The organism is Streptomyces sp. NBC_00038, from assembly GCF_026343635.1.
GTDB lineage: Bacteria > Actinomycetota > Actinomycetes > Streptomycetales > Streptomycetaceae > Streptomyces.
In genome coordinates, this window is record NZ_JAPELQ010000001.1 from 3398478 (window position 1) to 3413499 (window position 15022).

Consider the following 15022-nt stretch of genomic DNA (forward strand, 5'->3'; position numbering starts at 1 on the left):
CTGCCAATCAAGGACCCACGCGCGGGAGGCTGGCCACTCAGGGGCCTCCCAGGCTCCGCCGGTACCGTCCGTCGGGCGGCGCGGTACCCGTGTGGGAGTTGGTGAGCCGGATCCGCCGGGGTCGCTCCGTCATCTCCCGGTCATTCGGACGATGGCTCCCCACGGGCCAGGCAGGCGGAATGAGCACGTGATACAGGCGGGAAGCGTCGCCGCGGAGAACCGGCGACAGCAGCACCAGCCCCTCGAAGACAACACAAGCCCGCCCGCGCGGGAACGCGCGGCGCCCACGACCGCGCAACGCCGGCCCCGGCCCCGGCTCTACGTGATCGACGCGCTCCGGCTGACGGCAGCCCGGATGGTGGCGCTGCACCACTACATCGGCACCTACCGCGCCAACCAGCCGGGCAACCAGATCTGGGACGGCCCCGTCTCGGAGATCTTCCCCAGCCTCTTCCCGTTCGCCGCCTACGGCTGGATCGGCGTCGAGTTCTTCTTCGTCATCAGCGGCTTCGTCATCTGCATGTCCAGCTGGGGCAGGCGGGCCAGGGACTTCTTCGTCTCGCGAGTGATCCGCCTCTACCCGGCCTACTGGTTCGCGGTGCTGTTCACCACCGCCGTCCTCACGCTCTGGCCGGCGGAGTTCACCGCGATCCCCTCCGCGAAGGTCATCCTCAACCTCTCCATGCTCCAGCAGGGCGAGGGAGCGCCCGCGGTGGACGGCGTGTACTGGACGCTCTGGTCCGAGTTGCGCTTCTACGTCGTCTTCATGCTGGTGGTGGCGACCGGACTGACGTACCGCAAGGTCGTGATGTTCTGCTGCGTATGGGCGCCCTCGCGGCGGTCGCGCACAACTCCGGGATTCCGCTGCTGGTGACGGTCGTGAACCCCGAGGCCGCGTGGTTCTTCATCGCAGGCCTCGCCCTGTACCTCATGCACCGCTTCGGCCAGGACCTGCTGCTGTGGGGCATCCTGGGCCTGGCCTGGGTCATGTCCCAGAACCAGCTGCTCGCCCGGATCAGTGTGGAAAAGGTGTCGAGCTGGTCCGGCTCACTGCTCCTCTACACCCTCTTCCTGCTCCTCATGGTGGGGATCGCCCTCGGCCTGACCGACAGAATCCAGTGGAAGTGGCTGACCACCGCGGGCTCCCTCACTTACCCCTTCTACCTACTCCACTACGGCATCGGCACCACCCTCATCCACCACCTCCACGCCCAAATCGACGCCCGCCTCCTGGTCCCCGCGATCATCACCGCGATGCTCACCCTGAGCCGGCTCGTCCACCGCTTCGTCGAGGTGCCACTGTCACGAAAACTCAAGCAGGGCCTGACCAGAGCCTTCAGCAGGCTGGACGCCAAGCACTGAACCGGGCGCTCCGCCGTCGATCCCACCCAGGCCTAACCGTTCCCGGTTGGCATCCAGTCTTCGTTGTGCCGATGGCGGTCGAGTCCCACGGCCAAGAATTCGTCCTCGGCCGCATTGGCCACCGCGCCAACTCGCCGAAGAGCCTGCGAGATCGGGCTCCCGGCAGAGGGGAACGACTGGCCCTCCGGGACATGCAACGGTCCGAGCACCACTGCCCCATCAGCCCAGACGGCAGCTCGCTGTTCCCCGACGCCTCCGAAGTATTCAACTTCCGCATAGACGACCGGCCCCGCAGTGGACCACTGAGCAAGAAGCGTGTCGAAGCCTCCTGGCAACCGCCAAAAGCCAAGAGGCCCCACCGCACTGCCGTCCGTGACGGCATCGAAAAGCTGGTCCGTCATCGGCATCAGCGACAGGCCTTGACTCAGAGGCACCACTGCAGCGACGGCGACATCCCGTGAGGCAGCCCGAAGCAACTCTTCTCCGGCGATCACTGCCTGCAGTTCATAACCCACCCCGCGGCCTCCCTCCTGCGCCGATCGGAAACCTCATCGTGCCTCACCGGCTCCGGCTCGCACCGAACCACAGAGTTCGAGTCTGCTCCTATCGCCTGGGACTGCAGAGCACATACCAAAGCGCGGTACTCCACGCCCCACGACCAGCGCCGCGAGGGAGGTCGTGATGACAGCCTCGACCACCTGGGCTCGCCTGGAGCAAATCATGGCCGGCCGTCCTTCAGACTGTTCTTCGGGAGGTGGTAATCGCCGAGGCACTGATCAGCGACCAGGGGGAGCCGATGCTCGGTGCGGCACGCGCTGCACGCGTATTGCGCCCCCATGAATCCAAAGCTGGCGTCGGTACCACGGACGAGCCGCGTGCCTTGCTGGAATGTCTTGCACCAGGCGCAGTGCGTAGCGAAGCCGTCAACGGACGACGCCAGCTTCAGCAGGAGACGGCAGTACAAGGTCAGACCCGGCCTGGCAACGCTGCCCGGCAGCACATCGCCTGCCCGGCATCGCGTCAGTTGAGGGCGCGCACGAAGGCTCGGAACGCTGACGTGCCCTGAGCTACCCCATGCTGCCCACCAGCGTGCGCCTGGCTCGCCTCCACGCACGGCGCCGGCTGACTCTCTGGAACTGGGAGGGAAACACCGACGACGCTGTACTGATCACGTCAGAACTCGTGGCCAACGGCGTACGCCACGGCAGGTGTCCGAGGCATGAACTGTGGCTCCGGCTGGCGCAATTCGGGGACGGCTCACTGCTGATCGAGGTCTCGGACCCGGTCTCAGCGTTCCCGAACTTCACCGAGACGGCACCGCGAGATCTAACCGAGGAACACGGGCGGGGCCTGAGCCTCGTACGAGCACTGACGACAGAGCTCACCTGGAGTCCGCGTCGGCACATCGGCAGAACCGTCCGCGCCCGCATGATTACCGAATGACGTGATGGGCACCTCGCCGCCTTGCCCAACTCCGAGGCACCCAGGCCTCCTACGAGCCGATTCCCTCGACCACCGCGCTAGTCCGCAACGACGCGGATCCTCATGTGCTGCCGGGCGGCGACGGATTCCGGCACAGGCTGCGACTCGCCATCCGTCGGTGGCAGGAGGTACGTGGCGAAGGTGCTGCCGGTGCGGACGACCGTCATGACGTTGCCCTCTCCACCCGGGGCCTTCACATTCGTGATCAGGTAACTGACCGCATCGTCACCCACCCGCGCCTGGGGAAGTCTTGTGACGATGAACCGGTGGGTCCAGCCCCGCTGCGAAGTGGCGGTGAAACCGGTGCAGTTGACCGCAGCCTCCTTGAGCTCGGCCATCCCCGCCGCCGCCCCGTCGCCCCGGTGACTCGTGAGCGTCACACTGCCGGGCGTGGCGGCCTCCGGAGCGCCGTCCGGTCGGAGCGTGGCCCAGACCATGGCCTGGCGCGGATACCGAGGACGCACGCTCATCATGTCCGCGATGGGGCGACAGGCCGACTGGCCGGTTGTCACGATGTCCTGAGCCTCCAACAAGGGAGCGCTCTGCAGCTCTGCAGTGAAACCGGGAAGATCGGAGCCGACCGGAAGCGCCGCGGTCAATTGGGCCTCCGTCAGCGGCCCCCGACTCACCGCGGAGGACTTCGACTCCGCGGACCCGTCCGCCACCCCGCCACAGGCCGCGATGGCTGCCACTGCGGCCGCCAAGGCGATGGCTATCACGGCGCGCGGCACACCACTCAACATCGACCCCAATTCTTGAAAAAATCACCGGCTACCGCAGAAAGGTTGGAAACTCTACCAACTTAATGTGGTTCGTCAGCCACCAGCTCGACGAACCACTTTTCCGCCGACCTGCCCCGCACACCATAACCTGCGCCATGGCGAACCGTACCCGTCCACCCCGCCAACACGCGCACGACAGGAGCAGCTAACTTAGCGACATTGCATTCCGATGCACCAAATAGCTGGCCGTGACCTACGACTGCATTCCTAGACCGCCCCCCTCAGGCAATTCATCCTCAAAGTCACAGGCAGCCACGGCTCGACGACCAAAACCCCAAAGAGTCTCCAGCATGACACCAATAGCTGCTACCACATCCTCTCGTGAGGAGTTATCGAGAGGTTCACATTCGAGGACTGACGGCCACTGTACAAAGTCGCTACTACCATCCCCACCCGCCTCATAGTCATTGTGCGCTCCATACACCCTGACTCCAGAGTAGGCAAACATTCCGCGCGACTCCAACCGCACATGCAGGGCGTCAGACAGGCGACGAAGAACGCCCCTGAAGTCGTCCATGTCAACATAGATCATGCAGTCCATGTCAATACTCGCAGAATTTTCATTCGATCCCAATGAATGGCCCATTGTCGAAAGCACCTCCCATCTTGATCACCGAGACATCTACATGATGAACTTCATCACCCAAGATTCCCTGGATTTCGTTTCGGATCCCACTCAGTTTGGGGATCGAATCTCCGGCCGTGATCTTCCCTGTTTCGATTGCCCAATCTCTCGTACGCGCCTTGGCAGATCCCGGCTTGGCACCGACCCACCGCTGGGCAACCATAGCGTCAAATGTTTCAGGAGAAACGCGGACGGCGATATCCAAGTCCGATGAACCTGTAATATTCCCCGTCACGCGACTACCCTGAACTACAACATTCGCCTTTATCTTCAAACTGCTACGAAACACATCTCCGACTCCCGAGAATTGTGATCTAGTCAACCCTTCGGGAAGCCTCACCACCTGATTCCAGCGAGCACCACCACCACCCAGCCCAAAGAAACCGATAGAGCCACCCTGCATTCCCGACAAGATTCCAAACTTATACAGCGAGTTACGAGCTGCGCACACCCATCCTGCCTCGCCGGAAGGGCACGGGAGATCGGGGATGCTCTGCGCCTGAGCATCCACAGTGTCACAACTGCTCGCCATAGCATAAATGCAAACCCCATTGGGTGATTGATATCTATACTGCTGCGGCAGCTCCCCGAGTTCTGGCGCCTCGGCGAAGATGATGACATCACCTGAAGTGCTGTCCGTGCTCGCCGTTCCCCCGCGTCCACTCGTGGTCCCACCCCCGCCGCTGCTCACGCCGCCGCCGGTGGGGTTGCCGTCTTTGGAGAGGGAGCCGTCCCCGTGCGTGACGACGCCGCTGCCGCAGCCCTCGTCGCCGCCCTCTCCTCCGCAGGCCAGGCCGAGGCCGCTGGGGTCGGCGTTTGTGACCGGGTTCTGGGCGCCGTAGCTATAGCCGTTGAGGGTCTGGTGCTTGTCGAGTTCCAGCAGCGGGTCGACGCTGATGAACTGGCCGATGCCGGAGTCGTATTCGCGGGCGCCGATATGCGTCAGCGCCGTCGACTCATCGGCCGGCTTGCCCAAGAAGGCCTTGTCGTCAGGCCAGTTGGTGGCTTTGGTGCCCCGCGTCGCGCCGAACGGCGTCGTGTAGCGCTTGGTGACCGCGTACGTCGTGGCGTCGAGCGCGATGCTGGACGTGCCGTGGTGGTCGGAGGCGAGGAAGCTGAGCTTCGTGCCGGAGACTCCCGAAGTGGCCGTTCGGACGGCGATCGTCTGGCCGTTGGCCGAGTAGTAGCGCGTGCCCGAGAGAGTCTTCGTCGCGCCCTTGACCGTCAGGCGGACCTCTGTGCCGCCGAGGTAGAGGACGGTGTCACCATCGCCCTTGGCACTTCGGATGAGGAGTTCGCCGTCGGCGCCGTAGAGGTAGCTGGTCTCCTTAGTACCTTCGGTGGTCTTGGCCGGCTTGCCTTCGGCGTTCCAGACCAGGGCCTGCTGGGCGCTGGGGCCAGGGCGGGAGGTGGTATTGCCGGTAGCGTCGTAGACGTAGCTGCCGGTGGTGGCTCCGGTGGTCTTGTCCAGCGTGTGGGGCTTGGTGTCGGTGGTGGCGTCGTACGCGTACGTGGTGGTGTTGTCGCCCGAGGCGGTGTGCTTGGTCTCGGTCTTGCGCTGGCCCCCGCCGGTGTACGTGTACGAGGTCCAGTAGGGCGCTGCGCCATCGATGTTGGCTGTGGTGCGGCCAGTGGCCGCGCAGTCCGCGGTCTTCGGTGTCCAGGATTCCGTCAGCCGCCTGGAGCCGTCGTAGGTGAAGCACTGGTAGTCGGGCTTGGCGGTGCCGCCCTGCGTGGAGGCGTCAAGGATCGAGGTGACGTTGCCAGCGTCGTCCTGGGTGAACTTAAGGTCCTGCGGCATGTAGCCGTGCACGTCGTCGGTGACAAAGGAGTGCGTCAGGCGGCGGGTGCCGGGCTCGTACTCCCAGTTGAGGTAGGCCTTCTTCGCCGAGAGCGCTCCGTCCATGCCCAGTTGGAGCTGGTTCAGGTCGCCTTGGGGAGTGAACGCCGCGAGCTGAAGGTAGCCCGTGGTGCCCCGCGAGGTGAGCTGCTGCCCTGTCGCGTTGTAGGTGAAGGAGACGGTCTCGGCTGCCAGGCCGCCGACGGCCGGCTGGGAGGTCTGGCTGATGGTGCCGTCCAGGCGGTAGCCCGTGGTGAAGGAGAGAGGATTGGGCACACCCGCGGCGACCATGTCGTCGTTGTCCGGCAGGATCAACTGGCTGCCAGTGACCTGGTAGAGGCTGTCGTAGGCGGTGACCTGCTGGGTGTACGCGTCACCAGTCAGGCCACCGTCGTAGCGGACCGTGGTGTCCGGTTGTCCCTTGGCCAAGGAGTCGAAGGTCCAGGCGGCGAGCTTGTTGCCGTCCGTCTTCGCCGTCTGCCACAGGCCGGTCTTGCGGTTCAGCTCGTCGTATCCGTACAGCAGCTTCTTGTTCGCGGCATCGACGGTGTAGTCGACCCGGTCGAGGGCGTCGTAGTAAGTGCTGCTGGTGCCCTTGTCCGGGTCGGTTGCGGTGGTCTGACGGCCGAAGAGGTCATAGCCGTAGGACCACTTGGCCTTGTCGGGGCCGGTGATGCTCTCCTGCCGGCCGGACGGTGTGTAGGTGTAGTTCGTGGTGGTGTAGCCGGTGCCTGTGGGCTTCGGGCTCGCGTACTCGCGGCGCTCCGTCGTCTGGCCGAGTGCGTTGGTCACGACTGCGGTGGCCTGGCCGCCGGCCGGAGCCGAGGTGGTGACGGTGTCGCCCGTGTAGGTCGCGTCAGTGGTCCAGCGTGTGACGTTGTAGTTCTTCGTCACGGTTTTCGTGGCACGGCCCGCACCGTCGTACGTCGTGTCCGTCTGGATCGGTGTCTGGCTGCCCTCGGTCTGCACCGGCGTGCCGGAGGGCTCGGAGGTGTCGTCCCAGATGTCGCCCTGTGCGCTGACCGCGAGTCCACGGTCGTCGTAGAGGGTCAGGGACACCAGCCGTCCGCCGACCGGGCTCGGGCTCTGGACCTGGCGGCTGCGTAGGAGCGAGTCGTAGAACTCGTACGTGGTGTTGTAGCCGGAGCCGTCGCCCTTGAGCGTGCCAGTCGAAACCCAGGACATGGCGGAGTTCGTGACTTTGTACGTGTAGACGTGATTTGCCGTCTTGCCGAGAGCTTTGGAGCGGTTCGGCAGCCAGACGCTGGTGACACGGCCGAGACTGTCGTACTCGGTTTCCGTGATCTTGCCGTTGGAGTCGGTGGCCTTGACCACGCTGCCAGTCGCGAAGGAGACCGCGGCGGTGGCTTTGTGGCCCTTGACGTTGGTGACACTGCTGGACGTCAGCGGTCCGGCCGCCGCCGGGACGTAGGTCGTGTCCGCGATGGTCTGGTCGTTGGTGTCCTTCACTACACGTGGGCGACCGAGGGTGTCGTACGTCGTCGTCGCGATCTTCTGCCACACCGGGGCGTCGTCACTGCCGTACGACTTCGCACGGCCCGCCCAGACCGCTTGGCCCTTGGTCGGCTTCTGGGAGGCCGACCAAGCGATGGCCGCGGTGTCGTCGTAGATCGTGGCCGTGTCGGAGATGACGTCACCGGCACGGGTGGAGTCCGTGGGCAGGTCGAGGGCCGAGTCCGCGGTGGCGCAGGCTTTGGCGACCGTGCGGGTGCGGGAGGCAAGGGAGTTGATGCCCTTGTCGTCATCGCGGGCGTACCAGGTGCGCGTGCACTTCTCGTCGCCGCTGACGGCGTTGTCGCCACCGTCCTGCACGGTGGCGGCCATTCCGTAGTCGTCGTAGGTCGTCGTGGTCGTACGAGTACGCCACGTCGGAGCGGTGGCCGTGGGGGTGAGGTTGGCATGCGCGTACTGGACGCCGGTGCGCACGAAGTACGCCTCGATGTCCGCGTACGACTTGTGTTGCGTGGCGGTCTTCTTGGACCAGCCGGTGTTGATCGTCGCGGATACGGGAGTGGCACCGTTGTAGGTGACGCTCTCTCTGGTGAAGCCGGCGTATCGGTCGGGGTCGCCGTGAGCGTCGGCGTAGATTCCAGTGACCGACACCGACTTGCGCTTGTCCGGGTCAGGGGTCGTCCCGTCCGAACCCAGCACCCGGTCGCCGTCCATGCCACGCAAATAGATCGTGGTCGTCTTGAGCTGAGCACTGTTGCTGTCACCGGTGACGTGCGTGACGCGTCCGAAGCCGCGCCAGACCGACCAGGTGCGCTCCTTCTCCGGGGTGAACGGATCCTCGTTGTAATGCCAGGCACCGCCGCCGGAGTACTGGTAGCTGTGCTGGACATCTTCCGAGCCGCCGTGCGGGTCGGTGGTGGAGACGGCTGTGACCGGGTACTTCTGGAACCAGTCGAGGATCGGGGTCTCCTCGCCGTTGGGCGACCAGTAGACCGGATAGCAGTTCTTGATGTTCTCGTCGACCTTGGGCATCGTCTGCCCGTAGACACAGTCGGCCTCGGCATACGAGACGATCGTCTGTGCTCCGGCCTCGGACGTCACCGTGCGCAGGCGCGGCTTGTCGAGGGAGAGGATGTCGTCGCTGGGGCCGTCGACTCGATTGGGCATGAAGACGTGCGTGAACTTGACCGGGTCCAGAACGAGGTCGGTGCCGCGCTTGCCGGTGTGCTTGATCCCGTCGAGCCAGAGGGCCTGGTCGGTGGAGTCGCCCGTGTCACCCGGGTCGAGGTAGAGGTGGTTGAGCGTCCAGGTGTCCACCGCCGCGTACGCGGGTGTGGCGGCCGCCGCGTCCCAGGCGTAGGTGTTGATAGTGGTCAGCCGGTATCGGGTGAAGAAGGAGGGGCCGTTGTTTCCGGTGCAGTCGGCGGTGGAGGAGGCGCAGATGGCGTCGTACGGGACATCGGGCCAGTTGTCCCGCGTGGACTCGGTCAGCGAAGTGCAGTCCGCAGCGGTGCAACGTTGTGCGTAGCCGAAGGTCACCTTCTCCGGGGCCACGGATGTGAAGATCGTGTCCGAGCGCTGGCCGTACTCGATTCGCTTGAGGTAACCGCCACGCGTGTAGGCGCTGTTGGTCGATGCGCCGTTCTTGGCGTAGTAGTTCGTCTCCTTGCCGTAGTAGTACGACATTGCGTTGCCGCGGGTGTCCACGACGTAGTCCAGGTTCCAGCGCCAGGCCTGGACGAGGGAGCGACCGGAGAAGTCGGTGCCCTTGTCGTAGCCGGGTTCGCTGGAATCGTCGCCGTACACCTGGGCAAGCCAAGTGGAGTCGGTTGTGGGGTCGGGGTCCACGGTGTCGGTCGTGGCCGGGTTGTCCGAGCGCCAGCCGGGCAGCTTGTGCTTTCCGAAGACGTACTGGGTGCCGTCGCCGGTGGTGACCTTCCAGTACTCGCCGTCGTCGTCGCCGTTGCCGGCTCCGGTCAGGTGCTCGACCGTGGAGGCGTCGTCGTTCTTGAGGTGCCACTCACCCGTGGTGTCGTCCTTGACGAGTTCGGTGGCCTTCCCGTTCAGGACGAGGGAGGCGTTGTCGTACTTCCAGCACAGGTCGAACTTGTCAGTCTGCCCGTCGTCGTCGCACGAGCCGTACTTGCGCTCGACGTAGGAGGAGGTCAGGTCGAAGCCCTCTCCGAGCTGGCTGCCTTGGTTGTTCGTGGACGCGGTACGTCCGTCCACGCTGCCGGAGTCGTACGAGATCGACAGGCCAGGCGTGGGTCCAGCCGCGGCGGGCGGTGTGCGCAGAGGGTAGGACCAGGTGAAGGTGCCGGACGAGCCGCCCGCCTCCCAGGTGGAGGAGGCTGCCAGCGGGGTCGCCTTGTAGTCGCCGGCGCCCGACTGCGTTCCGGCGGCCAGGGCCAGCACCATCGTTTCGCCGCTGTCGGCCGTGGACTTGAAGGCGAGCGTCGACGAAAGGAGCTCTCTGCCGCGGTCATTGGCCGAGTCGAGCGGCTGGGAGGTTCGGCACATTCCCTTGTCGACCGTGTCCAACAGACATTCGGGGAACTTGAGCAGTTGCAGGCGACCTGCCCAGTCGCCGCCGTAGGCGGTGGCGAACGCCGAGTAGTCAATGTCGAGTTGGGCCCTGCCGCCGCTCTTGGGCCCGGTGACCTTGAGCACCACGCCCTTGATGCCAAGCTTCTTTGTGGCCTTCTGCCCAAGAACCTCGACCCTGACCGCGTCGGCGGTGCGCGGCTGCTTCTTACCCTTGACGGCTTTCGGGGCCGCCAGGCTCAAGGGCAGCGAACCCGGCTCGGCCTTCGCCCTGCCCGACGCGGGCAGCGAAAGCCTTGCGATACCGCTCTCGGGCCAGGTGACCGTACGCCGCTGGTCCTGGTCGGCACGTTTGGCGGCGGCCCGGTCGGCCGCGGCGGACTTTTCGACCACCTCGGTGCTCTTCTCGTTTGCCTTCACCGTCCACGGGGTGACCTTGGCCGCCCGCGGAGCCTTCAGACCGGGGTTCCCCAGCGGATCCGCGTCCGCCGCGAAGACGACCGGCGTCAGCAGGCTCGGCACCATGACGAAACCGGCCACCGCGGCGATACGCCGTAGCCAGGGGCGTCTGCCGCGTGCGGCTTTCCCTGTCCTGGGCGAGCCTGAGGCGTACTGGTTCATGACATGTCTCCTCGCGTGCCGCCGCCCCGGTGAGGACGGCAGCACGTCGTTGAAGGTCTGCGGAAGAAGTCGGAGGGCGGCAGAAGAGACGCCCGGTCGGCTACGTCGAGGGTTGCGCGATCTGGCGGTTCACCTGGTCAGGAGTCATCGCGCCGGTCCACACGCGCACCTTCGCCAAGTCGCCCGGCAGGTAGTGGCCTGTGACGCCGTCCGCGGATCCATTGCCCACCGAGAGCACTCCGCTGCCCTGCTGCGCCACAGCAAGCCCCGGATCCTCCTCGCCCTGCTGGACGAACGGACCGACGTACAACTGGGCGACCCCGAAGCGCTCGGAACCGTCAGCGGCAGCGAAGCTCTCCGTCGCGTCAAAGACTCCCGTCACATCGACCCAGGTGTCCCATTCCTTGTCGCCCACGGGTTCCTGGGCGGGAGCAAGCGCGGTGTCGATCACCTTGCCTGAGGAGTCGACGGCGGTGCGTCCGAACTTCCACTGGTAGATGCCGTCCGCGACCTTCTCGACCCACACCGCCCACGAGGACTCCTTGCCCACCGGGGTCGCCTGTGCTGCAACCAGTCCTCGGTAGCCGACTGGTTTCGACGTCAGCAGCGCTTTGTTCAGCCGCACCCGCGCGGACACCGTGAACGAACCGGTCTCATCGACCACCGAGCCCGTCGCGGACGCGTAGCCGGCGGCCCCGTCCATGACCAGTGCGGTGGCGTCGACGCCGGAGAGTTTTGCTCCCGAGCCGGACAGGGTCAGGCCGCCTCGGCTGTACGGGAACGAAGTACTCGCGGGGTTGTCGGGATCCTCTGGGCTCTCCGCGACCTTGACCCCGGACGAAATCGTGGCGTCCCAGTGCGCGACCAGCTCATTGGCCGGTACACCGTCCTGCTGCAGACGGTTCTCTTCCCGGGCCTGGCCCGGTTCGAGTGCGTACTGCCACACGGCAACCTCGTCCAGGAGCCCGAAGAAGTGCTCACCGCCGACTCCGGCCTTGACCTGACGTCCGATTTGCAGGCCACCGGTCGCGGCCCAGGGTTCGTACGTCGATGCCGCGGCGGCGAGCACCACGGGATCGCCCTGGGGCTGCCCGTTGACGAACAGCTGGATGGTGTCGTCGCTCCTGTCCGCGTCCTTGTTGGTGTCGAACACGCCCATGAGGTGCGTCCACACCCTCAGCGGCGGATTGGCAGTATCGGCGAGGGAACGGATGATCACCGGTGCCGCTTGGTCCTTGTCCGTACGGTTGAAGATCCACTTCTTGTACGCGGTCGAGTAGTACAAGGTAAAGGCACTGGTCTTGGAACCCGGCTCCGTCAAAACAACTCGGTTCACCGAAGCGTCTGTCAGATACACCCAGGACGAGACGGTGAACGAGCCTTGGGTGTTCACCGCGGGCGAGGCCGTCGACGCATGTCCGGTCTGCTGCGCCGGATCGGTGGTGTCGTCGTTCAAGCGCAGCGAGTAGTCGCCGGCACCCCGGCGGGCCCTGGTCGAGCCGCCGGTACCCGCCTCTCCGACGAGCGAAGCGTTGTGACGAACACCCACGGTGGCGGTGTCTGCCGCCGTCATGGTGCCGGTGCCGGGCTTGAGTTCCCCGAAGCGCCAACGCCCGCTGGCATCCTGGGCGAGCGCAACCTTCGTGTTGAAGTAGGCGGGCGGCCCCCAGCGCACCCGTCCCTCCTTGTCCAGCTTCAAGTCGCTTGCCTCGACCGACAGCGTCTGGAGACCGGCAAGGCCTGGTTTCACATCACTGACCGTCACCGGGGCGTTCGTGACCTTCGCGTTCACCGTCTTGGTTGCGGCGGCATTGCTGGTCATGAATCTCCAGCGGTATGCCTTCACATCCAGGTCCGCCGCGTTGGGGCCGAAGGTGAAGGTACCCTGCGCGCCCGGACCGCCCGTGGGTGTGCAGTCGTCCGTCAGGCATTCGAGGTACGGCCCACCGGACGTGATGGTCGGCACCTTCGGCGCCGAGGAGTCGATCCGCAGGTAGCACCACGACGAGTACGGAGAGAACAGATCTGCGGCCTTACCGTTGTAGCTCCAGTGCGATTGCGTGCGGGCACGGAACCTGTACAGGCCTCCGTCCGCCCGCTTACTGGTTGTGGTCTTCTCCAGCGTGCCATCCGGAACCCATCCAGAGTCCGGCTCATAGTCGCTCCACACTTGCGACCACGTGCCTGATGTGGTGTCGGTACTGGAGCGCTGCATGACGAACTCGGCCTGCAGATACCCCTCTTCCTCGCCCTCGTTCTGCTCTACCTTCGTCTGTACGCGCGCCTGGACGGTCGGCGTGTCCACAGTCACCGTCAGCGGGTCGGACGAGGGTCGGCACGCGGCCGTGGTTCCCGTTCCCGGAATCGCCCCGACTGACGTCGGAACACCGGGCTTGTGCACGTACCAGACCTTCAACTCGGCGTTGTTGTCGAATCGCTTCCAAGCCCGTGGATCGGTCTCGTCCTTGGCCCGCAACATGAGCGTCAGCCTGGGGAACTTGCCGTCCGCGAAGGCCCGGACGGTGGATGTCAGGTTCTCGTCCGCCTCTGCGGGGTTGTCGTTGAACTCGACCCACGAGTTGGGTTGTTCGGGGCTGCAGAGGTCGCCACGGCCCGCCGAGACATACCTGTCACTCATCTGGTCGAGTTGCTTGGGGCCGGGCCATCTGGTGCCCTCACTGATGTTGTCCGTCCGCTCCAGATCCACCCAGTGCGGAGAGCAGTTGAACGACCAGGTCTCATACGCTCGAAACGTCGCATCGAGGACCTGCTTGCCGGCCAGTTTGCCGGGGCCGAACTCGAAGTACATCCGGTCGGTGTAGCCACCCGTGCTGCAGGCGTATCCGTCCGCCACACCACACCGGCCCACACCCTTGGGCTCGCTGAACTTCCAGAACTTGTCGCCGTCCGACGAAAGCTTCGTCCACTCCGACACCCCCAGCCCCGCAGCAGGGTCGATGAACACCGGATAGACGGTGTCCTTTCCACGCAGCAGGCCAAGGTCCGGCGTCACGGACACCGTGCCGCCACCGACCGATACCGGAAGCTCCGCCGTGACGTCACCATGGCCCGGCTGCGCCGGGTCCTCCTCCGGGCCCTGTCCAACCTGCGTGTCGTCGGCCGCAGTCGACATGAGCTGAGTCGTGGCGCCTGTGGCCTCGCCCCCCGCCGAGTCCCACATCAGCCCGGCAGGCCCGCGAAACACTGCGTTGCCGTCGGCGTCCATCGCTCGCAGGCCACCACCCTCGCCCGGCACGACACTCAGGCCGTCACCGTGGGCAGCGAGCTGGACCTGCTCCAACTCGGGACTGGCCGCGGCTTCAGGCGTCTTGACCATGAGAACCTCGCGATAGCCCTCGGCAGTCGCGGTCAGTTGAAGATCCACGCCAGTGACCGGCACGTTGGCGTAGGTAGCCGTGGGTCCGTCCAATGTCGGCGCCGGCAGCGAGGCTGGCCAGCCGAGCTTCAACTCCTGGCCGTCATGCCCCAGTCGAAGCATGTCCGAGCCGCTGCCACCGCCCGAGAACGCCAGATCCACGACAGCCGACTTCGGCCCGACCGTGCCGTCCGAACGCTTCTCCAAGGTGACGTCGATGTCCCGCCACACCCCGTCATCGGACTTGGCCCGTTGAGGCTCCGTCGACTGGGTGAGTGCGAACGTCCCGTCAGGGTTCGCCATCGTGGTGGAGTACTCGGTCCGAGCTGCCGTCACCTCAACCGGATCGCCGGAAGCAGCTGCCTGTTCGGAAGCCGACTGTTCAGTCAACCCGGACGGCGGCATCGCAGCCCGTGCATCGGCAGTCGCCACAAATGCCACAACGGGCAGGAGCGACAACACCGTTGCCGCGGCCGTAACTCCGCCGATTACACGACCCGATCGGCGCGCCGTCGTACGGATACACCAATGTTCCCGCCCCAGCCCCACAAACCCCACCCCAGAGTCACAGATTGTTCACAGGTGGAGCGAGTAAACGCTTCCTCAAATCCTTGCGTCAATGTGACCCACGACACATCAACCCTCCCGTGCCAGATCCCTGACCTGCACAAATGACCCTGGATGTCCGATCAGGAGCCGCCCGCCCTGCTTCCACTGAAGATCACTCTCCGCGTCCATCAGAGTCGAGGGAACGCTGAACCCAGCCATTCTCTCCGCGGGTATATTTTGGTCGCCACGAGTCATTGATCTTCTCAGTACCAAGCGGGACATAGCAGTACGGCCACTGACTGGCATGCACTGAGCGAAAGAATTCAGCCTTCTCCAGAAATCATCAGATCGGTCATCTGTAACGCCAA

7 protein-coding genes are annotated in these 15022 nt (G+C 65.2%); 3 read left to right on the forward strand and 4 right to left on the reverse strand.

Annotation, left to right across the window (positions count from 1 at the left end; all coding sequences use genetic code 11):
• Positions 1-187 precede the first annotated feature (187 nt).
• Together OG219_RS48125 and OG219_RS48130 are read left to right on the forward strand one after the other, a co-directional pair.
• Entirely contained in the window at positions 188-874 is a 687-nt protein-coding gene (locus OG219_RS48125) for an acyltransferase (RefSeq protein ID WP_323183277.1), read from the forward strand.
• Positions 823-1362, forward strand: coding sequence for a hypothetical protein (locus OG219_RS48130; RefSeq protein ID WP_323183278.1), 540 nt, complete (start codon positions 823-825; stop codon positions 1360-1362). Before OG219_RS48125 ends, OG219_RS48130 begins: the two co-directional genes overlap by 52 nt.
• A 32-nt stretch (positions 1363-1394) precedes the next feature.
• Here the strand turns inward: OG219_RS48130 and OG219_RS15560 are convergent, their stop codons facing one another.
• Positions 1395-1877 (reverse strand): hypothetical protein, encoded by a 483-nt coding sequence (locus OG219_RS15560; protein WP_266826932.1) that lies wholly within the window; start codon positions 1875-1877, stop codon positions 1395-1397.
• A gap of 559 nt (positions 1878-2436) precedes the next feature.
• Between OG219_RS15560 and OG219_RS15565 the strand changes: the two genes are divergently transcribed.
• Positions 2437-2805, forward strand: a complete 369-nt coding sequence (locus tag OG219_RS15565) for an ATP-binding protein (protein ID WP_266826934.1) — start codon at positions 2437-2439, stop codon at positions 2803-2805.
• A 77-nt stretch (positions 2806-2882) separates the two neighbouring features.
• On the opposite strand, the gene OG219_RS15570 is transcribed toward OG219_RS15565, so the two are convergent.
• From OG219_RS15570 to OG219_RS15580, 3 genes are all read right to left on the reverse strand, one after another.
• Positions 2883-3575 (reverse strand): hypothetical protein, encoded by a 693-nt coding sequence (locus OG219_RS15570; RefSeq protein ID WP_266826936.1) that lies wholly within the window; start codon positions 3573-3575, stop codon positions 2883-2885.
• Between the two features lie 611 nt (positions 3576-4186).
• Entirely contained in the window at positions 4187-10729 is a 6543-nt protein-coding gene (locus OG219_RS15575) for an RHS repeat-associated core domain-containing protein (RefSeq protein WP_266826938.1), read from the reverse strand.
• 100 nt (positions 10730-10829) lie between these two features.
• Positions 10830-14510, reverse strand: a complete 3681-nt coding sequence (locus OG219_RS15580; RefSeq protein WP_266836102.1) for a LamG-like jellyroll fold domain-containing protein — start codon at positions 14508-14510, stop codon at positions 10830-10832.
• Positions 14511-15022: the final 512 nt, after the last annotated feature.